The sequence below is a fragment of the Campylobacter novaezeelandiae genome, from assembly GCF_004323845.1.
Lineage (GTDB): Bacteria > Campylobacterota > Campylobacteria > Campylobacterales > Campylobacteraceae > Campylobacter_D > Campylobacter_D novaezeelandiae.
Genome location: NZ_QPGR01000006.1, coordinates 1 through 21,134 on the forward strand (window position 1 = coordinate 1; position 21,134 = coordinate 21,134).

19 protein-coding genes, 1 tRNA gene and 1 riboswitch are annotated in these 21,134 nt (G+C 26.4%); of the genes, 16 read left to right on the plus strand and 4 right to left on the minus strand.

Annotated elements, in window-relative coordinates:
• Positions 1–228: 228 nt before the first annotated feature.
• Positions 229–317: riboswitch (TPP riboswitch) on the plus strand.
• On the plus strand, positions 310–990 hold the full coding sequence (pnuC, locus tag DU473_RS03695) for a nicotinamide riboside transporter PnuC (protein ID WP_166683078.1): 681 nt from the start codon (positions 310–312) through the stop codon (positions 988–990). It overlaps the preceding riboswitch by 8 nt.
• Positions 968–1,588: a thiamine diphosphokinase gene (locus DU473_RS03700; protein WP_131186541.1), complete on the plus strand. Its 621-nt coding sequence runs from the start codon at positions 968–970 to the stop codon at positions 1,586–1,588. Before pnuC ends, DU473_RS03700 begins: the two co-directional genes overlap by 23 nt.
• 8 nt (positions 1,589–1,596) lie before the next feature.
• Here the strand turns inward: DU473_RS03700 and DU473_RS03705 are convergent.
• Together DU473_RS03705 and DU473_RS03710 are read right to left on the minus strand one after the other, a co-directional pair.
• Positions 1,597–1,682 (minus strand) — tRNA-Leu (locus DU473_RS03705).
• A gap of 45 nt (positions 1,683–1,727) precedes the next feature.
• Positions 1,728–2,063: a F0F1 ATP synthase subunit C gene (locus tag DU473_RS03710; RefSeq protein WP_131162962.1), complete on the minus strand. Its 336-nt coding sequence runs from the start codon at positions 2,061–2,063 to the stop codon at positions 1,728–1,730.
• Between the two features lie 211 nt (positions 2,064–2,274).
• Here DU473_RS03710 and DU473_RS03715 point away from each other — a divergent pair, with 211 nt between their 5' ends.
• The 4 genes from DU473_RS03715 to pckA are packed head-to-tail and all read left to right on the plus strand — an operon-like array spanning position 2,275 to position 8,350.
• Positions 2,275–3,615 carry a sodium-dependent transporter gene (locus DU473_RS03715; protein ID WP_131162963.1) on the plus strand — a complete coding sequence of 447 codons (1,341 nt, stop codon included), beginning with the start codon at positions 2,275–2,277 and terminating at the stop codon, positions 3,613–3,615.
• A gap of 3 nt (positions 3,616–3,618) precedes the next feature.
• On the plus strand, positions 3,619–4,947 hold the full coding sequence (locus DU473_RS03720; RefSeq protein WP_131162964.1) for a sodium-dependent transporter: 1,329 nt from the start codon (positions 3,619–3,621) through the stop codon (positions 4,945–4,947).
• 33 nt (positions 4,948–4,980) lie between these two features.
• Positions 4,981–6,759 carry a biotin/lipoyl-containing protein gene (locus DU473_RS03725; protein WP_131162965.1) on the plus strand — a complete coding sequence of 593 codons (1,779 nt, stop codon included), beginning with the start codon at positions 4,981–4,983 and terminating at the stop codon, positions 6,757–6,759.
• Positions 6,760–6,778: 19 nt separating this feature from the next.
• Positions 6,779–8,350: a phosphoenolpyruvate carboxykinase (ATP) gene (gene pckA / locus DU473_RS03730; RefSeq protein WP_131162966.1), complete on the plus strand. Its 1,572-nt coding sequence runs from the start codon at positions 6,779–6,781 to the stop codon at positions 8,348–8,350.
• 33 nt (positions 8,351–8,383) lie between these two features.
• Here the strand turns inward: pckA and DU473_RS03735 are convergent, their stop codons facing one another.
• A complete protein-coding gene (locus DU473_RS03735) occupies positions 8,384–8,701 on the minus strand; it encodes a histidine triad nucleotide-binding protein (RefSeq protein ID WP_131186542.1) in 318 nt (105 codons plus the stop codon).
• Between the two features lie 116 nt (positions 8,702–8,817).
• On the opposite strand from DU473_RS03735, the gene pheS reads away from it, so the two are divergent.
• From pheS to abc-f, 7 genes are all read left to right on the plus strand, one after another.
• Complete coding sequence (pheS, locus tag DU473_RS03740; RefSeq protein ID WP_131162968.1) at positions 8,818–9,810, plus strand: phenylalanine--tRNA ligase subunit alpha; 993 nt, start codon at positions 8,818–8,820, stop codon at positions 9,808–9,810.
• Entirely contained in the window at positions 9,807–12,128 is a 2,322-nt protein-coding gene (gene pheT, locus DU473_RS03745) for a phenylalanine--tRNA ligase subunit beta (RefSeq protein ID WP_131162969.1), read from the plus strand. The genes pheS and pheT overlap by 4 nt, the downstream gene beginning before the upstream one ends.
• Complete coding sequence (gene aroA, locus DU473_RS03750) at positions 12,125–13,405, plus strand: 3-phosphoshikimate 1-carboxyvinyltransferase (protein WP_131186543.1); 1,281 nt, start codon at positions 12,125–12,127, stop codon at positions 13,403–13,405. The genes pheT and aroA overlap by 4 nt, the downstream gene beginning before the upstream one ends.
• The gene (locus tag DU473_RS03755; protein ID WP_131162971.1) at positions 13,395–14,228 is read left to right on the plus strand and encodes a 4-hydroxy-3-methylbut-2-enyl diphosphate reductase; all 834 of its coding nucleotides are present in this window, start codon (positions 13,395–13,397) and stop codon (positions 14,226–14,228) included. The genes aroA and DU473_RS03755 overlap by 11 nt, the downstream gene beginning before the upstream one ends.
• A 92-nt stretch (positions 14,229–14,320) precedes the next feature.
• A complete protein-coding gene (locus DU473_RS03760; protein ID WP_131186544.1) occupies positions 14,321–15,988 on the plus strand; it encodes a 30S ribosomal protein S1 in 1,668 nt (555 codons plus the stop codon).
• A complete protein-coding gene (locus DU473_RS03765) occupies positions 15,988–16,470 on the plus strand; it encodes a hypothetical protein (protein WP_131162973.1) in 483 nt (160 codons plus the stop codon). Before DU473_RS03760 ends, DU473_RS03765 begins: the two co-directional genes overlap by 1 nt.
• A gap of 21 nt (positions 16,471–16,491) precedes the next feature.
• Complete coding sequence (gene abc-f, locus DU473_RS03770; RefSeq protein ID WP_131186545.1) at positions 16,492–18,408, plus strand: ribosomal protection-like ABC-F family protein; 1,917 nt, start codon at positions 16,492–16,494, stop codon at positions 18,406–18,408.
• On the opposite strand, the gene DU473_RS03775 is transcribed toward abc-f, so the two are convergent.
• Positions 18,405–18,572, minus strand: coding sequence for a molybdenum cofactor biosynthesis protein (locus tag DU473_RS03775; RefSeq protein WP_131162975.1), 168 nt, complete (start codon positions 18,570–18,572; stop codon positions 18,405–18,407). The genes abc-f and DU473_RS03775 overlap by 4 nt on opposite strands.
• A gap of 80 nt (positions 18,573–18,652) precedes the next feature.
• Between DU473_RS03775 and DU473_RS03780 the strand changes: the two genes are divergently transcribed.
• The 3 genes from DU473_RS03780 to DU473_RS03790 are packed head-to-tail and all read left to right on the plus strand — an operon-like array spanning position 18,653 to position 21,116.
• Positions 18,653–19,840 (plus strand): M48 family metallopeptidase, encoded by a 1,188-nt coding sequence (locus DU473_RS03780; protein WP_131162976.1) that lies wholly within the window; start codon positions 18,653–18,655, stop codon positions 19,838–19,840.
• A complete protein-coding gene (gene prmC / locus DU473_RS03785; RefSeq protein WP_131162977.1) occupies positions 19,837–20,643 on the plus strand; it encodes a peptide chain release factor N(5)-glutamine methyltransferase in 807 nt (268 codons plus the stop codon). Before DU473_RS03780 ends, prmC begins: the two co-directional genes overlap by 4 nt.
• On the plus strand, positions 20,640–21,116 hold the full coding sequence (locus DU473_RS03790; protein ID WP_131165898.1) for a DUF4149 domain-containing protein: 477 nt from the start codon (positions 20,640–20,642) through the stop codon (positions 21,114–21,116). Before prmC ends, DU473_RS03790 begins: the two co-directional genes overlap by 4 nt.
• The last annotated feature ends 18 nt before the right edge of the window (positions 21,117–21,134 follow it).

Consider the following 21,134-nt stretch of genomic DNA (forward strand, 5'->3'; position numbering starts at 1 on the left):
AGCATTTTATTTGATAATAAAGAGAGATATTTTGATTTTATGTTAATAAGTGGAGCTAGTGTTAATGATATTATTAAAATATTAGATGATTTTAAAATGATTAAAAGGGTGAAGGGGTGAAAATGGAGAATATTGTCTTTTGTTCAAGTTTAACTTTATAATTGAAATATTTTAATGTTTTATTAAAATATAATTTTTTACAATATTTTAAATTGTTAAAGTTATTTTGTTATATCCAAGGGGTGCTTTAGGGCTGAGATAATACCCTTAGAACTTGTAAGATAATGCTTACGCAAGGAAAGGATAATTTTGTTAAAAGCTCAATTACATAGTTTATCTTTTAAATTTTACTTCTCGTTATTAGTGACTTTAATTTTTGTTACTACGCTAAGTTTAATCATTAATGCAGACACTTTAAATATTTTTACTGCTATATGCGGGATTATTTATGCATTTTTTGCTGGTGCTAAAAAATTGATATGTTTTATTTTTGGCATTATGTATTCTATTTGTTATATTTATATAGCTTATAAAACTAATTTATATGGCGATGTTATGTTAAATCTTATTTATTTACCTATGAATGTATTGGGTATTATACATTGGAAAAATCATCAAAATAAAAATAATATTGTAAATATTAGAAGTTTAAATTTTAAAAATATGATCATTTGTTTAGCGATAGTTTTATTTTTAACAATTTTATATGGGATTTTTTTAGAAAAAATTAACACCATGTTTGCATATTTTAATAGTTTTGCCGTTATTGCTCAAATTGTTGCATTTTATTTGCAAGTAAAACGATATATTCAAAATTATTTATTAGTTACTTTGGCTAATATTACAAATGTTTTTATTTGGTTTTTAATTTTTGAACATTCTAAAGAAAATATTGCCCAACTTCTAAATATGATTATTTTTTTAATTATTGGTTTGTATTATTATTTTACATGGAAAAAGAGTTATAATGAAAGCTTATATAATTGCTAATGGTACTTTTCCCAAAAAGAAATTTTTAATTAATGAACTAAAAAATGCCCCTTTTGTTATAGTTTGCGATGGTGCAATAAAGCATATTGATCGTTTAAATATTAGAGTAGATGTAATTATAGGTGATTTAGATAGCATTGATAAAAAGTTAAAAGAAAAATATTTTAAAAAAATCGTTTATGTTCCAGATCAAATGAGCAATGACTTATCTAAAGCTTTTTATTATGGTTTAAATTTGGGTTTTGATGAATTTATAATTTTAGGTGCTACTGGCAAAAGAGAAGATCATACTTTAGGAAATATTTCTTTATTGCTTTTATATACTAAATCTTGTAAAAATATTATTATGAAAAGTGATTATGGCGAATTTGAAGTTGTTAAAACTCCTTGTAAGATTTCTAGCGTTAAAGGGCAGCAAATTTCTATATTTTGCTTTGATTCACGTATAAAAATTAGTTCAAAAAATCTTAAATATCCTCTTAAAGAATTATCGTTACCACTTTTAGCTAGTGCTACATTAAATGAAGCTTTAGAAGATAATTTTTACATTAGAACAAATAAGATTTGCGAGTTATTGATTTATAAAAAATATTTATAATTTTTAAATGGTGCGGTTAGCGAGATTTGAACTCGCACATGCAAGGCATACTACCCCCTCAAGATAGCGTGTCTACCAATTCCACCATAACCGCTTTAAGAATAAAAGCTTCTAAAAATCTAGAAGCTTAATTTTAATTTTATAGGAAAGGATTTCCGTAAAGAAGTAGCAAAGCAATTACTAAAGCATAAATAACTTGTGCTTCAATCATTGCGAGCGCAATAAACATTGTAGTCATTAATTTAGACCCAAGTCCAGGATTTCTAGCTGTTCCAGCTATTGTTGCTGCTGCTGTATTTCCCATACCTATGGCACCACCTAAAGCAGCAACCCCAACTCCTAAACCAGCTGCTAAAACTGAGAAAGCTTTAATCCATACATCCATAGTTGCCTGTATATTAAGTTGAGAAGTAGTGTTTGTTTCAGCAAAAGCCACTGCTGTTAAAGCACACAATAAAAAAACAGTTTTTTTCATAAGTGATTATCCTTATTTAAATTATTAAAAAATACTTAAATCATAATTTCGGCTTGCGTATCCCTACTTTTAAATGATAAAGCATATTTTAAACTGAAATTATATAATCATTTAACTTTATTTTTATTGAAAATTGACTATCTCAATAAAAATTAAACTTTTTTTTGCTTTAATACTTAAATAAAAATAAATATTAAACGAAGGTTGTATTTTGAGTTCTAAATTTTCAAAAATAGGTTTTATATTAGCTGTAGCAGGATCAGCTGTTGGTCTTGGAAATGCATGGAAATTCCCAACTTTGGTTGGACAAAATGGGGGTTCGGCTTTTGTTCTTTTGTATCTTATTTTAACTCTTGGGGTTGGTTTTGTTATTTTTCTTGCTGAATTGGCTCTTGGTAAACTAAGTGAAAAAGATCCAGTAAATGCTTATAGAACATTAGCCCCTAAACATAAAAAAGCATGGTCTTTTGCTGGTTTTACTATGATAGCTAATATTTTAATTGCTTCTTTTTACAGTGTGATTATTGGCTGGATTTTAAAATATGTTTTTTTAAGTATTACTTTTGAGTTACCTTTTGATATTAATTCTGCAAAAGATCAATTTAATGAATTATTGCATAAAGATTTTTTGAGTCAATTAATCTGTTTTACTCTGGTATTTTTTGTTATTTTTTATATAGTTTCTAAAGGTGTTAAAAATGGAATTGAGAAGTTAAATATTTGGATGATGCCAACTTTATTTATTTTGCTTATTATGATGCTAGTTTATACAATGAGTAAAGATGGTTTTTATATGGCAGCTAAATTTTTATTTGTTCCTGATTTTTCAAAAATTTCCGTTTCTGCTGTTTTGGAAGCTTTAGGAATGGCTTTTTTTAGTCTTTCTTTAGGAGTTGGAACTATAATCACTTATTCTGCTAGTTTACCCGATAAAACAAATTTTATTACTAGCACTTTAAATATTATTTTTATTAATATTTTAGTAGGTATTTTAATGGGGCTTATAGTTTTTACTTTTATTTTTGAATTCAGTGCAGATCCAGCCGCAAGTGGTCCTGGTTTGATTTTTATTTCTTTATCAACTTTGTTTTCTAAATTAGGCATTATAGGCTCTATTTTTGCTGTTGCTTTTTTTATATCTTTAATTTTTGCTGGAATAACTTCTGCAATTTCTATGATAGAACCTTTTGCTTTTTATCTTATCAATACTTATGAGATGAGTCGTAAAAAAGCTCTTATAATAATTGGATTTATTGTATATATTTTAGGTATTTTTTGTATCTTATCTTATCTTAGTTTTACTCATGGATATTTTAGCTTTTTTGGAATGAGTTTTTTTGATATATTGGATTCTTTATCAAGTAAGATTATTATGCCTCTTGGTGGAATTTTAGTAGCTATTTTTGTTGGCTTTATCATGAAGAAAGAGGGTTTAAAAATTCTTTTTAAACCTTATATGAGAGGAATTTATTTTGAGCTTTGGTATGTATTTTTGCGTTTTATTTCTCCTCTAGCTGTGATTATTATCATGATTAGTATATTTATTAGATAAATTATGAGAAATTATTTTAGCAAAATAGGTTTTGTTTTAGTAGTAGCTGGTGGTGCAATAGGTCTTGGAAATGCATGGAAATTTCCAACTTTGAGTGCAGAAAATGGGGGTTTTATTTTTGTACTTTTATATTTACTTTTCACTTTAACAATAGGTTTTAGTGTTTTTTTAGCAGAGATTGCTATGGGGAGGTTAAGCAAGAGTGATTTGGCAAATGCTTATTCAAGTCTTGCTATTAAATATCCTGAAAAATGGCGTTATGCTGGGTTGTTTATGCTTGGGGGAATTTTTGTTCTTTCTTTTTATCTTATGATTATGGGATGGGTTTTAAAATATACTGTGACAAGTATATTTTATTTACCTATGAATTTAGAAGAAGCAAAATTTGATTTTACATATTTAATTAGTGAAAATTTAAGTATTTCTGTATTATTTTATTCTTTGTCTTTTTTCTTAACTTTATTTATTGTTTCTAAAGGTTTAATAAAAGGGATTGAAAAGCTTAATATTATTATTATGCCTAGTCTTTTTTTGATGTTAATTTTGATGTTAATTTTTTGTATGAAATTTGATAATGGGTTTATTAAAGCTTTGAATTATCTTTTTTATCCTAATTTTTCTAATTTTAGTTTTCAGTCCGTTTTAAAGGCTTTAGGACTTGCTTTTTTTACTCTTTGTCTTGGTATTGGTTGTATTGTAACTTATTCAGCAGCTTTAAATGAGAAAACAAATTTTATTAAAAGTTCAATTTTAATTATATTAATAAATCTTTTAATTTCATTGATGATGGGGCTTATAGTCTTTACTTTTATTTTTGAATTTGGAGCAAATCCTCACTCTCAAGGTGCTAGTTTGGTTTTTATTTCCTTAATAAGCCTATTTAAGCAGCTTGGAATTTTTGGTTATTTTTTGGCTTTTGGATTTTTTTTAGCTTTATTTTTTGCTGGGATTACTTCAGCGGTTTCTATGATAGAGCCTCTTGTTTTTTATATAATAAATAATTACAAAATAACACGCGTAAAAGCATTAATCTTTGTAGGATTTATTGTTTATATTTTAGGAATACTTTGTATCTTATCTCTTAATAAAAATTTTTCTTTTTTAAAAGTTAATTTTTTTGAGGTTTTGGATAATTTTACTTCAAATTTTTTATTACCTTTAGGAGCAATAGCAAGTTCTATTTTTGTTGGTTTTTTTATGGATAAAAAAAGGATTTATAAAGTTTTTTGTAAATTTCTAAATAAAAAAGTTTTTTTATTTTGGTTATTTTTTATTTGTTTTATTTCGCCTTTGGCAATAATTTTTATCATGTGTTATCAAATTTTTGTATAATGCTTGAGAATTTAGACTTTTAGGAAAAAACGTATGGCTAAAAAATTTATAGATATAATGGATACAACTTTTAGAGACGGTTTTCAGTCAATTTATGGGGCAAGAGTTTTAATGAATGATTTTTTTCCGGCGTTAGAAGCTGCAAAAGAAGCGGGAATTACTCATTTTGAATTTGGCGGCGGAGCAAGATTTCAAAGTTTATATTTTTATTTAAATGAAGATGCTTTTTTAATGATGGATAAATTTAGAGAAATTGTTGGAAAAGAAGCAAATTTGCAAACTTTATCAAGAGGGGTTAATACTGTCGCTTTAGAAACAGCAAGTAGAGAAATAATTGATTTGCATGCTAAATTATTTGCCAAACATGGAACCACAACGATAAGAAATTTTGATGCTTTAAATGATGTTAATAATCTTAAATTTAGTGCAGAATGTATAAATAAATACGGATTAAAACATGAAGTAGCTATAACTTTAATGGATTTACCACCAGGTTGCAAAGGAACCCATGATGTTCCTTTTTATGAAAGAATTTTAAGAGAAATTTTAAAAGAACAAATTCCTTTTTCAAGTGTTTGCTTTAAAGATGCTAGCGGAACTTCAAATCCAAATAAAATTTATGAAACGATTAAAATGGCTAAAAAAATATTGCCACAAGGAACGCATATAAGATTTCATACTCACGAGAGTGCAGGAGTTAGTGTTGCTTGTTATTTAGCAGCTTTAGAAGCTGGTGTAGATGGCATAGATTTAGCAGCAGCACCAGTAAGTGGAGGAACTTCCCAGCCTGATATTTTAACCATGCTTCATGCTGTAAAAGGCAAGGATTATGATTTGGGTGGTTTAAATGAGGAAAAAGTTTTACAATATGAAGAAATTTTAAAAGATTGTTTAAGAGAATATTTTTTACCCCCTGAAGCTTCTATGACAAATCCTCTTATTTTATTTTCTCCTATGCCAGGAGGTGCATTAACGGCTAACACTCAAATGATGAGAGATAATAATGTTTTAAATAAACTTCCTGAGGTAATTAAATCAATGCAAGAGGTTGTAGAAAAAGGAGGATTTGGAACTTCTGTTACACCTGTTTCGCAATTTTATTTTCAACAAGCTTTTAATAATGTAATTTTTGGCCCTTGGAAAAAAATTGCTCCTGGTTATGGTAAAATGGTTCTTGGATATTTTGGAAAAACTCCAGTTAAACCAGATGATGAGATTGTAAAACTTGCTTCAGAGCAGCTAAATTTAGAACCAACTACAAAATTGGCCATTGATCTAGCTGATGAAGATGAAACAAAAAGCATAGCTTATATTAAAGAAATTTTAAAAGAACATAATATTGAGCAAAGCGAAGAAAATATTTTTATTGTAGCGGCTTGTAAAGAAAAAGGTATAGCTTTCTTAAAAGGTGAAGCTAAAGTTAATATTCGAAAAATACAAGATGAATTGCCTAAAAGTTTGTCATTAAAACAAAATAAATTTGAAGTTTTGGTTAATGGAAATAAATATGATGTTGAAATTAATCCAAAAGATGATAAAGATTTAATTGTTAAAGAAAAAAAAGAAGCTAATTTAAACACACAAAATAATTTTAATAGTGAAAAAGTAATATCTTCTGAAATTTCTGGAAATGTTTTTAAAATTTGCGTTAAAGAAGGAGAAGAAGTTAAAGCAGGGCAAAAGATAATGATTTTAGAAGCTATGAAAATGGAAATGGATATTAATTCTCCAAAAGATGGAATTATTGAGAAAATTTTTGTATCATTAGGTGATAGTGTGAGCGAAGGTCAAATTATTGTAAGTTTTAGATAAAAATTTTTAAGGAAAAGTCATGAAAAATTTTGATGCATTGGGTTTAGAAAATATAAAAGTGTTTTATAATTTAAGTTATGAAGAGTTAAATGAACATGAAAAAAACAATCAAGAAGGAGAAAGTTGTTTTAATGACACTTTTTGTGTTGATACGGGAATATTTACAGGACGTAGTCCTAAAGATAAATATTTTGTTAAACAAGATCCTTCTCAAAAATATATTTCTTGGGGAAAAATTAATCAGCCTATTAGCAAAGAATTATTTGAAAAACTTTTAAAAAAAGCTAAAAAACAATTAAGTGGAAAAAATGTTTATATTCAAGATGCTTATTGTGGGGCTTCTTTAAATTCTAGAAAAAGTGTTCGTTTTGTTACTGAATTTGCTTGGCAAGCGCACTTTGTAAAAAATATGTTTATAAGACCTACTAAAGAAGAATTAGAAAATTTTAATCCCGATTTTATTGTTTATAATGCTTGTAAGTGCATTAATGAAGATTTTAAAAAAGATGGTTTAAATTCAGAAGTTTTTGTTGTTTTCAATATAGAAGAAAACATAGCGATTATTGGAGGAACTTACTATGGCGGAGAAATGAAAAAAGGAATTTTTTCTATGATGAATTATTGGCTTCCGCTTGAAAATAAACTTTCTATGCATTGTAGTGCTAATGTAGGAAAAGATGGAGATGTGGCTTTATTTTTTGGATTAAGTGGTACAGGAAAAACCACACTTTCAACGGATCCTAATAGACAATTAATAGGTGATGATGAACACGGTTGGGATGATGAGGGAATTTTTAATTTTGAAGGCGGATGTTATGCTAAAACGATTAATCTAGATCCAAATAATGAGCCTGAAATTTATGCAGCTATTAAGAAAAATGCCCTTTTGGAGAATGTTGTCTTAAGAGATGATAAGAGTGTTGATTATGCAGATTCTTCAAAAACTGAAAATACTAGAGTTTCTTATCCAATTGAACATATTAAAAACCATAAAAAAGATTTAAAGGCTTCTCATCCTAAAAATATTATTTTCTTAACAGCTGATGCTTTTGGAGTTTTACCTCCTGTTAGCAAATTGAATAAAGAACAAGCTATGTATTATTTTTTAAGTGGTTATACAGCAAAAGTAGCAGGAACAGAGCGTGGAATTACTGAGCCACAAGCAACTTTTTCAGCTTGTTTTGGTGAACCTTTTATGCCTCTTCATCCAACTGTTTATGCAAGATTATTAGGAGAAAAGATAGATACACATAATGTTAATGTGTATTTAATAAACACTGGTTGGAGTGGTGGAAAATATGGAGTTGGTAAAAGAATGAGTATAAAAGCTACTAGAGCTTGTATTAATGCTATTTTAGATGGAAGTATTAATCAATGCGAATTTGAAAATTTTGATATTTTTAATTTATTGATACCCAAGTCTTTAAATGGTGTTGAAACTATGCTTTTAAATCCTATTAATACTTGGAGTAACAAAGAAGAATATATTGATATAAGAAATAAGCTGGCTATAATGTTTATAGAAAATTTTAAACGTTATGAAGATGTAAAAGAAGGGATAGAATATAGTAAATTCGGTCCTAAGTTATAATTTTTGCAAAAGTAATTTTACTTTTGCAAAAATTTAAAAACCACCCAACATATGAAAATGAAGATGAAAAACTTCTTGACCACTATTTTTTCCACAGTTTGTTAAAAGCTTATAACCTTTTTTATCAAGTTCTAACAGTATTGCTAATTCTTGTATAAAAGAAGTCATTTTTGCCATTAAATCAGGGTCAAATTCCTGAAAGTCTTTAAAATGTTTTTTAGGAATAATTAAAATATGTATAGGAGCTTTAGGGTTAATATCATGGAAAGCTAAAAAATTTTCATTTTCTAAGACTTTATTGCAAGGAAGTTCTCCATCAACAATTTTTTCAAAAATAGTTTTTTCGTGCATTTTTATCCTTTTTATTTTTCTACAAATTATATCTTAGAATTTTTATTGTGAATTTAAATTTATTTTTATAAAATAAATTTAAATTTTATAAATAATTATGAAAGTAAGGTAACAAATTGCAAGAAATTATTGAACAAATTAAAAAATGTGATAATTTAAATGATCTTGAAAATCTTAGAATTTCAGTTCTTGGAAAAAAAGGCATATTAACACAAAAATTTTCAGAGCTTAAGAATATCGAAGGTGAAGAAAAAAAGGAATTAGCAAGTATATTAAATAAACAAAAAGATGAATTTAATCATTTTTTCTCTTTAAAATTAAAAGAATTAGAAGATTTAGAATTAAATGAAAAAATGAAACAAGATGTTTTAAATTTTACTTATTTTGATGAAAGTGCTACATCAGGGGCATTACATCCAGTTCTTAGCACTATGGATAAGATTATAGAATATTTTTCAAATTTAAATTTTAGCATCGAAAAAGGTCCTTTGATTGAAGAAGATTTTTATAATTTTGAAGCTTTAAATTTGCCAAAATCTCATCCAGCAAGAGATATGCAAGATACTTTTTATTTTGATGATAAAAGACTTTTAAGAACTCAAACTTCTCCTGTGCAAATTAGAACCATGTTAAAGCAAAAACCACCTATTCGTATGATAGCACCTGGTGTTGTTTTTAGAAGAGATTTTGATATAACGCACACTCCTATGTTTCATCAAGTTGAAGCTCTTGTGGTAGAGGAAGGACAAAAAATAAGTTTTGCTCATTTAAAAGGTGTTTTAGAAGACTTTTTGCATTATATGTTTAAGGATATTAATATTAGATTTCGTCCAAGTTTTTTTCCTTTTACAGAGCCCTCTGCAGAAGTTGATATTTCTTGTGTTTTTTGTAAAGGTCAAGGATGTAGAGTTTGTAAAAATACAGGATGGCTTGAGGTTTTAGGTTGTGGTATTGTAGATCCTAATGTGTATAATTTTGTAAATTATAAGAATGTAAGTGGTTATGCTTTTGGGCTTGGTGTTGAAAGATTTGCTATGCTGCTTCATCAAATTCCTGATTTAAGGTCTTTATTTGAAGGAGATTTAAGACTATTGGAGCAATTTAGATGATAATTACAAGAAGTTGGTTAAGTGATTGGCTTGATATAGAAAATAAGAATTTAAGTGAATTGGTTAATACTTTAAATTCTATAGGGATTGAAGTTGCTAATGCTTATAGGCTAAGAGTTTCTGATAAAATTGTTGTAGGTTTTGTTAAAGAAAAAGTTAAACATGAAAATTCTGATAAATTAAGTATTTGTCAAGTTGATGTTGGCAATGAGGTTTTGCAAATCGTGTGTGGAGCTTCTAATGTAGCACAAGGACAATTTGTAGCTGTAGCTTTAATTGGGGCTATAATGCCAAATGGTATGACGATTAATAAAACAAAGCTTAGAGGGGTGGACTCTTATGGTATGCTTTGTTCTTCTGTTGAATTAGGTTTTGCTAAAATCAATGACGGAATTTTAATCTTAGACGAGAGTATAGGCAAATTAGAGTTAGGTCGAGCTTTGAATGAATATAGTGTCTTTAATGATGATTTGATTGAAGTTGAATTAACTCCTAATAGAGGAGATTGTTTAAGTGTTTATGGCATAGCAAGAGATCTAGCAACTGCTTGGGATTTGAATTTAAAAAAACTTCCTGTTTTTAAAGAGGAAGAAAATGTTTTAGGTATTGGTAGAATTTTAAGACTTCAGGCTGAAAAAAATCTTAATAGTTTATTTAATTATAGGGCAATTGAGATTAAGGAAAATATAAAACTTGGACTTTTATATGGTTTAAGATTGGCACAAATTGGGGCTTTAAAAACAAATACAATTGAAAATTTCCTTTTTTATACAACTTATTCTACCGGAGTGCTTTTTAATGCATATAACTTTAATGAATTAAGCAAAGAGAATGAGGATTTAACCTTTAATTTAAGCAAGGAAGCAAATGGCGCTACAAAAGTTTCTTGTAATAATCAAATATTAGGAATTAGCGGTATATATCAGGAAAAAAAGTTAAAATGTGATGTGGAAACAAAAATTATTATTATAGAAGCAAATTACACAGATCCTTTTACAATAGCTAATGCAAAAAATGTTTACAAAGAACAAGATAATGATATTTTTTATAGAAGTTTTAGAGGAAGTGAGCCAAAACTTAATCTAGGAATGGATTTTTTACTTAAGATTTTTAAAACTATTCCAAATATTATTATTTATAGCAGTTCTCAGCAAATTTCTGAAGAAAAAGAGATTCCTAGTATTTCTTTAAATATCGAAACTATAAATAACATTATAGGGCAAGTTGTTGATAAAGATGAGATTTTAAAGATTCTTAAAAAGTTAGGTTTTGAAATTATTTTTTTTGCAGAAGGTTTAGTAAATGTTAAACCTCCTATTCATAGGCCAGATATTAAAAATCTAGCTGATATCTGCGAAGAAGTTGTTAGAATTATAGGAATAGATAATATAAAATCTAAGAATTTAAATTTTGTTGAAAAAAATAGATTAAATTTGGTTTATAAAGATTATAAAAAACTTTTAGATTTCAGATTAAAAGCTGTTAACAATGGTTATTTTGAAAGTTTACATTTTATTTTAGATAATGAGGAAGAATTAAAAGATTTTAATTTTAAACCTATACAATTAACACTAGTAAATCCCATAAATCAAGAGTTAAATACTTTAAGAACTACGCTTTTAAATCATCTTATAAATGCAGCAAGTTTAAATATCAAAAATTCAAAAAAATTAGTTAAACTTTTTGAAAGTGGGGTAGTATTTGATCAAAATAATCAAGAATTAAATCATATGGCTTTTATACATTCAGGATATAAAGAGGAAAGCAAAATTTCTAATAAAGCAAAACCCAATTTAGTAAATTTTTATGATTTTTTACTTGATATTAAAAATATAATAGGAGAATTTAAGCTTATTGCTTCTAATTATACTTTTTTGAGTCCTTATGAACAAGCTGATTTATATGTTGATGGTATTAAAATTGGATTTATAGGAAGATTGCACTTAAAACTTGAAAATGCAAGATCTTTGCTTAAAACTTATGTGTGTGAGTTTGATTTAGATACTATTAATTTAAAAGATAAAAAAGCTAAAATTTATTCTAAATTTCCAAGTATTCATAGGGATTTAAGCATTTTAATTCCAAAGAATTTTTCTTATGATAAAATTAAAACTTATATAGAAAATTTTCATTTTGATATTTTAGAAAACTTTAGAATAGTTGATCTTTATACAGATGAAACTTTGCAAGATAAATATAGTCTTACTATATCTTTTACTTTTAGAGATCAAGAAAAAACTTTAGAAGATAGTGAAGTGGTTTCATGCATGGATAAAATCTTAGAAGGCTTAAAAGATTTGGGTTTAAATTTAAGATGAAAGTTTACCCTTTAGGGTTTTTTAATAAAAAGATAGATGATATTGCGGCTGATAAAAGTATTTCTCAGCGTTTTGCTATATTTTCTTTGCTTTGCAAAGAATCAAGCATAGCTAAAAATTATCTTTTGGCAGAGGATTCTTTGGGAACTTTGGTTATACTTAAAGCTTTGGGAGCTAAAGTTGAGATTGTAAATAATCAAGTTAAGATTATTCCACCTCGTGTTTTACTTACTCCTGATAATATTCTAAATTGTGGTAACTCTGGGACAACAATGCGTTTATTAATAGGATTGTTAAGCGGGGTATCTGGTTTTTTTATTTTAAATGGGGATAATTCTTTAAATAAACGTCCTATGGATAGAATTTGTAGTCCTCTTAAAGAAATAGGAGCAAAAATTTATGGGCGTGAAAATGCAAGTTTTGCTCCGCTTTGCATACAAGGAACAAAGTTAAAATCTTTTGATTTTAAGAGTGAAATTTCTTCAGCTCAGCTTAAAACAGCAATGATTTTAGCAGGATTTCATACAAAATCAACTTCTTTTTATAGGGAAAAAGAATTAAGTAGAAATCATAGTGAAAATATGCTAAAAGCCATGAATGCTCCAATTAGCATAAGTAATGATTGTTTAGAAATTGAAATTAATCCTTTAAAGAAACCTTTAAAAGCTTTAAATATTACCATACCTAATGATCCATCTTCTGCATTTTATTTTGCATTAGCAGCAGTTATATTGCCTAATTCTTCTATTTGTTTAAAGAATGTTTTGCTTAATAAAACCCGCATTGAAGCATATGAAGTTTTAAGAAACATGGGAGCTAAAATTACTTATAAAACTTATAAAAGAGATTTTGAAGATATTGGTGAGATTTATGTTGAAAGTAGTCGATTAAAATGTATAGAAATTAGAGAAAATATTTCTTGGCTTATTGATGAATTGCCAGCTCTTGCTATAGCTTTTATCTTTGCTAAAGGAAAGAGTATTGTAAGAAATGCTAAAGAATTAAGAGTAAAGGAAAGTGATCGCATTAAAAGTATAGTAATAAATTTAAAAAAATGTGGGATTGTAGCAAAAGAATTAGATGATGGTTTTGAAGTTATGTCAGGTTTTCCTAAAAAAGCTAAAATTGAAAGTTTTAATGATCATCGTATAGCAATGGCTTTTGCTATTTTGGGTTTAGTGTGTGGAATTGAAATTAAACAAAGCGAATGTATTAAAACTTCTTTTCCAAATTTCAAAGATATTTTAAAGAGTTTAGGAGCACAAGTTGAAGATTGAATTAGCTGAAAATTATGGTTTTTGTTTTGGAGTAAAAAGAGCAATTAAAAAAGCTGAGCAAATTAAAAATGCTGCAACAATTGGACCTTTAATTCATAACAATGAAGAAATCATGCGTCTTAAAAAAAAATTTAATGTTAAAACACTTAATGATGTTAAAGAGCTTAGCGATGAAAAAAGAGCTATTATAAGAACTCATGGTATTACCAAACAAGATTTAGAAAATTTAAAGCAAAAAGAAATTGAAATTTTTGATGCTACTTGTCCTTTTGTAACAAAGCCTCAGCAAATTTGTGAAAAAATGAGTAAAGATGGTTATGAAGTGGTAATTTTTGGAGATGAAAACCATCCAGAAGTAAAAGGAGTAAAAAGTTATGTAAGTACTAAAGCTTATGTAGTGCTTGATAAAAAAGAGTTGGAAAATATCAATTTTTCTAATAAAATAGCTGTAGTATCTCAAACAACTAAAAAAGTAAAAGATTTTATGGAAATTGTAAATTTTTTAATACTAAAAGTAAGAGAAGTAAGAGTTTTTAATACTATATGTGATGCTACTTTTAAAAATCAAGAAGCTATAGCTAAACTTTCTCAAAAAAGTGATATTGTAATTATAGTAGGAGGAAAAAATTCATCTAATACTAAACAACTTTTTTTGATTGCAAAAAATTATTGTAGTGAGAGTTATTTAATAGAAACTAAAAACGAGTTAGATCGAAGTTGGTTTCAAAATAAAAAATTGTGTGGCATTAGTGCTGGAGCAAGCACTCCTGATTGGATTATTCAAGAAGTTGTGAATGAGATTAGGTCTTTTAATATAGAATAAAAATGTAATTATTTTGTCAAAAAAGAAAAAAATTAGTATTAATTTATAAAAAATAAGATACAATTCATAAATTTAAATTAAAAAGGAACCCAATGACTGAGGCGGATAAAAAAGTTCAAAAAGATGACGAAATTTTTGATGACGAAGATTTTGGACAACTTTTAGAAGCATTTGATAAATCAAATAAAGAGACCATAACAGAAGGTATTATAGTTGGTATTAAAGATAATGAAGTCTTTATAGATATAGGAGAAAAATCAGAAGGAATTTTAGATCTTAGCGAAATTCAAGATGAGAATTCTAATTTATTATTCAAAATCGGCGATAAAATAAAAGTTGCTATCATTGGGTCACGCAATGGAAAATCTTTAATATCTCATAGTAAAGCTTTAAGAAAAGAAAAAGTAATTTGGTTTATTGAGAACTATAAAGAAGACCAAGAGGACATTTTTGAGGTTAAAATTATAGGAAAAAATAAAGGTGGTCTTATAGCTATAAATAAAGATAATGTTGAATTTTTTCTACCTAAATCCCAATATGGTTTCAAAGAAAATGGTAATGTTTTAAACAAAACTTTTAAAGTAAAAATTATCAAGATTGATAAAGAAAATCAAAGTATTGTTATTTCAAGAAAAAAGATTTTAGATGAAGAAAGAAGAAAGAGAAAAGAGACTATTTATAATATCACTCAAACACAAGATCTCATAGAAGGAGTTATTAAAAAAATAACAACTTATGGTATGTTTGTCGATGTTGGAGGAATTGATGGACTTGTTCATTATAGTGAAATTTCATATAAAGGTCCTGTAAATCCAAATCTTTTTTATAAAGAAGGCGATAAGGTTCCAGTTAAAGTGATTAAATATGATAAAGATAAAAAACATCTTTCTTTATCTATTAAAGCGGCTCTACCTGATCCTTGGATGGAAATAAAAGACACCTTGGAAGTTGGAGATACCATTAAAGTTGTAGTATCAAATATAGAATCATATGGAGCTTTTGTTGATTTAGGTAATGATATAGAAGGTTTTTTACATATTAGCGAGATTTCTTGGGATAAAAATATTAAAACCCCAAAAGATTATCTTAGTAAAGGGCAAGAAATTGATGTTGAAGTGATTGAAATAAATCCTGAAGAAAGACGCTTAAGGGTATCCTTAAGAAATTTATTAGCAAAACCTTTTGATAATTTTATCAAAATGCACAAGAGTGGCGATATTATAGAGGGTGAAGTTACTTCAATAACCTCATTTGGAGCTTTTGTTAAATTTGAGTCTATAGAGGGACTTTTACATAATGAAGATGCTTCTTGGAATAGAAATATCAAATGTAAAGATTTGTTTAAAAGTGGAGATAAAATAAAAGTTAAAATAATTAAGATAGATACAGAAAATCAAAAAATATCTTTAAGTACAAAAGAATTAATTCAAAGTCCTGTTCAAAATTATGCTAAAAAACATCAAATTGGAGATATAGTTAAAGGAATTGTTAGAGATGTTAAAGAATTTGGTGTTTTTGTGGAGCTTAGCGAAGAAGTTGATGCTTTAATTCATAAAGAAGATATTAGTATTTCGGATTTTGAGAGGTTGAAAATTGGTGATGAGATTGAAGCAAGTATTGCTTTTATCGATGAAAAAAAGAATAGAATTCGTTTAAGTGTAAAGAATTTATTAAAAATAAAAGAAAGAGAAACTTTAAACGAAATTAATAATAATGATAAAATTACTTTGGGTGATATTATAAAAGATCATTTATCATAATGAAACAGTATTTCCTTATAGGATTTTTAAGTTTTTTTTTAATTATTTTACTTGCTATTGTTTTCTTTTTATTGTGGAGTTTTAAGGCAAATGTCCAATTTATTCCGCAATTTATGCAAGATAATATGACTCAATCAGTCCCTACTAACAATAATCCCACTTGGCAAGAAGAAATTGCCAAGTGGACTTTGAAAGATTATACTCCAGCAGCAGAGCAGTTTAGTATGCATTTTGAAGCTGATACAAGTGATTTTAAAGAAAAAAGTAAATACTATCAGCTAGTGATTAACAAATACGATATTTATTCTATATTTTGTTTAAAGCAAACTTTGAATTTTTTTAATATTGATTATTTTTTGTTAAAGTCAAAAGATAATCCAGAGATTTTTCTAAATACAGACAATAAAACTTTAATTGAAAGTATTATTGAGAAATTAAAAGATTATAAAATTAATGCTAAAGCAAAAGAAATATGGTTATAAAAATTTATTTTAAGGATTTTTTTGGCACTCATAGATTTGATTGATGCATCAAAAAGATTTGATGAAAAAATTATTCTTAATGAAGCTAATTTTAGTATTCATGAGAGTGAAAAAATTGCTATAATTGGAAAAAATGGGCAAGGAAAATCTACTTTTTTAAAAATTATTTTTGGAAAATTACCTTTAGATAGCGGAAGAATTATAAGACAAAATGGAAAAACCATAGCAATGCTTTCTCAACAGGTTAATTTTGAAATTAATTTAAGTGTTAATGAGTTGATTCATAAAGAGCTTAAAGAAATTTATGATACTTTAAAAGAATATGAAAATTTACAAGATCAATTATCCAAAGATCCCTATAATAAAGTTTTATTAAAAAGAATTGATGAGCTTATGAATTTGATTGATAGTAAAGATGCTTGGAATATCGATCAAAAAATTTATGGAATATTAAATGAATTCAAACTTTTAGAATTTAAAGATCAAATGGTTTCATCTTTAAGTGGAGGTGAAATCCGAAGAGTTGGACTTTGTATTCTTTTGCTTAAAAATCCTGATATTCTTCTTTTAGATGAACCAACTAACCATTTAGATGTTTATATGACAAGCTTTTTAGAGGATATGCTTAAAAAATCTAAAATGTGTATTATTTTTATTTCCCATGATAGATATTTTATAGAAGAAATAGCCCATAAATGCGTTGAGGTAGAAAATGGTTGTATTAATGTTTTTGAAGGAGGATATACAAATTATTTAGAAAAAAAATCCCAAATTCTTCAAAGCCTTTCTAAGAGTTATGAAAATTTATTAAAACAACTTAAAAATGAAGAAGAGTGGTTAAAAAGGGGTGTTAAAGCAAGACTTAAGCGCAATCAAGGACGTAAAGAAAGAATTCTAAAAATGAGAGAAGAAGCAAAAAAGAATCCTGGTATTATAAATCGCCTTAAGCTTGAAATTAAAAGGGCAACTCAAATAAATTTAAATCAAAATTTAAACCGAAAAAAAATGCTTTTTGAACTTGATAATATCAGTAAAAGTATAGGAAAAAAGGTTCTTTTTAAGGACTTTAGTACAAGAATTTTGCAAAATGAACGTATAGCAATAGTAGGGAAAAATGGCTGTGGCAAATCAACATTTTTGAAAATTCTTTTAGATCAAGTTTCAAGTGATAGTGGCAAGATTAAAAGAGGAGATATAAAAATTGGATATTTTGACCAAGCAAGAACACTTTTAAATTCAGATAAAACTCTTATTGAAATTTTTTGTCCCAATGGAGGAGATAGAGTTTTGGTTAAAGACAAAAATATCCATATTTATGGTTATTTAAAACAATTTTTATTTCCGAAAGAATTTCTAGATAAACCCGTAAGTGTATTAAGCGGTGGAGAAAAAAACCGAGTTGCCTTAGCTTTACTTTTTACTAAAGAATACGATGTTTTGATTCTAGATGAACCAACAAATGACCTTGATATTTCAACAATTAATATTTTAGAAGAGTATCTTTTGGATTATAAAGGTGCGATTTTATTTGTTTCACATGATAGATATTTTGTTGATAAAATTGCTAATAAAATTTATGCTTTTGAAAAAAATGGCAAGATTAATATAGAGCATATAACTTATACAGAGTATTTAGATAATGAAAGAGAAATTAGCGAAATTGAACAATATGAAAATGAGTTAAAGAAAGAAAATTCAAATTCCAATAAAGAAAAAACAAGCAAAAAATTAAGCTATAAAGAAAATGAAATTTTAAAAACTTATCCTGATAAAATTGAAATTTTAGAAAAAGAAATCAATAGACTTCAAAATTCTTTATCAAATCCTGAATTTTATAAAGAAATAGGTATTGAGAAGCTTTCTAAAGAATTAATACAAGCACAAAATGAACTTAAAATTCTTGAAGAAGATTATTTTAGGGTATTGGAAAAAAGTTAAAATTTATGGTTTTTAATCAATTTACTAAGTGCTTTTGAAAGTAGAATAACGGAGTTTTTATTATGTGCTATGTTAATCATTTTTTGTTTAAAACAATATAATCTATCATCTAAGATGATATCTTTATCTTGTTTTGTTGGAATAATTTTTTTTCTGAAAAGCATATTTTTCCTAATTAACTTTTTTATATAATATTAACTTTTTAATAGTAAAACTGAAATAAAATTATTTAAGGAGTATATAAATGATTTTAATTGCGATTTTATGTTTTTATACTGCAATTTTTTCTTTGATTTCTTACATGCAAATTCAATTTTTAGAAAAGCAAAAATTAAAAAAAGCTTTCATTTTAGACGATGAAGCTTACAAAAATGCAGCAAATATAGCAATTGAAAATGAAAAATTTAAAATATTTTCTAATTTTTATACATTAATTATTAATATGCTTTGGATTGCATTTGGTTTTTTCTATCTTAAAAAAATTCTTATTCATTCTAATTCTATCTTAGAGAATACCTTGTTTTTACTTCTTTTTTTAATCATAACCAGTCTTTTGAATTTGCCACTTAGTTTATATGAAAATTTTGTTAAAAATAAAAAGCAGGGTTTTTCTAATATGACTTTAATGCTTTTTATTAAAGATGGTATAAAATCTTTAATTTTATTAGTAATTTTTGGTTTTTTAATTTTATATGCTTTATTGTTTTTTTATAATTATTTTGGAGCTTTTTGGTGGATAATAGCTTTTATATTTTCTTTTGTGGTTATTTTGATTATAAATGTTATTTATCCTATTTTAATCGCTCCTTTGTTTAATAAAATGCAAAAACTTAACGATGAAAATTTATTAAATCAGATTACAAGTTTAATGCACAAATGTGGTTTTAATGCTAATGGAATTTATGTGATTGATGCAAGTAAAAGGGATAAGCGTTTAAATGCTTATTTTGGAGGTCTTTTTAAAAGTAAAAGAGTTGTTTTATTTGATACGCTTTTAAAAGCTTTAAGTCAAAAAGAGTTATTGGCTGTTTTAGGTCATGAATTGGGACATTTTGTTCATAAAGATATAATCAAATTTTTATTTATTAATGCTTTGGTAATGTTTATTTTATTTTTTCTTTTTGCTAATTTACCAAATTTTGTTTACGAAGAAAGTCATTTAACAGATGTTGATGCTGGAGTATTTTTGCTTTTATTGATTTTTGGCAATGTTTTTAGCTTTATTGTTGCTCCTTTGGTTAATTTATTAAGTAGAAATAATGAATTTAATGCTGATCAATATGGTGCTAAAATGACTTCAAAAGATGATATGAAAAGTGCTTTAATTACTCTTGCAAAAGAAAATAAAGCCTTTGTAAAATCAAGTCGTATTTATACTTTTTTTCATTTAAGTCATCCAAGTATTAGCGATAGACTTAAGGCTTTAGATTGAGGATAAAACAAGCATTAAATTTAGCTAAAGAGTCTTTAAAAGACTATGAAAGTGAAGCTATTTTTATTTTATGTGAATATTTAAAAAAGGATAAAATTTGGCTTTTTTTAAATGAGGATTTAGAATTTGATGAAAAGCCTTATTTTGATTTAATTTCACGTTTTAAAAAAGGAGAGCCTTTTGAATATATTTTTAAAAAGGCTTATTTTTATAATTTAGAATTTTATGTTGAAAATGGAGTATTAATTCCAAGATATGATAGTGAAATTTTACTTACAAGACTCATTGAGCTATGTAAAAAGAATCATTTTGAAAATATCTTGGAAATAGGTTTTGGAAGTGGAATTTTGGGCATTGTTTTAGCCAAAGAATTAAACCTTAAAATCACTGCTTGTGATATTAGTGTTAAGGCTTTAGAGATTGCCAAGAAAAATGCAAAATTTCATAAAGTAGACCATTTAATCAATTTTATTTTATCTGATTTTAGAGATTTAAAAGATAAAAAATTTGATCTTATTTTTTCAAATCCTCCTTATATTAAAAATAATTATAAGCTTGATAAATGGGTTCTTAGTGAACCTAAAGAGGCTTTATTTGGCGGGGAAAAAGGATATGAAGTTTTAAAAGATATTATAGAATTTAGTTTTATTAATAATGTCAAATATTTAGCTTGTGAATTTGGCTATGATCAAAAAGAAATTTTACAGAAACTTTTAAGTAAAAATTTTTATCAAAGTCAGTTTTTTAAAGATGAAAGAGGTTTTAATAGAGCTTTTTTAGCAATTTTAAGGAGAGAACAATGAAAGCTATTAATCTTTTTTTACTCAGTGCGATCGTGGGTATTGAATTGATTCTTGGAGTCGTAGTTGCACCAATTATTTTTTATCCTAAGAATATTATAGGAGAAGGAGTTTTGAGTCATTTTCAAAGTGGATTAATGATGACTCAGATTTTTATACAATTTGGTTATATCTTACTTTTTGTATCATTTTTTAACTTTTTTTATGAATGTTATAGTTTTTTTAAATACAAAATAAAATTTCAAGTTAGATTTTCAAAATTAATACTTTCTTTATTAATTTTAATTTTAGGTTTGTTATTTGTTTTTTATTTTAGTAATTATATAACAGAACAGCAAAAAATTTTAGGCGAACAAGTAATACAAAATGAAGAATTTAAAAGTATGCATTCAGCAAGTGAGGTTGTATTAAAAATTATCATTATAATGCAAGTTATTTTGTTTTTTTTAAGCTTTAAGATAGATAAAAAATACTAAAATAGTATAAATTTAACT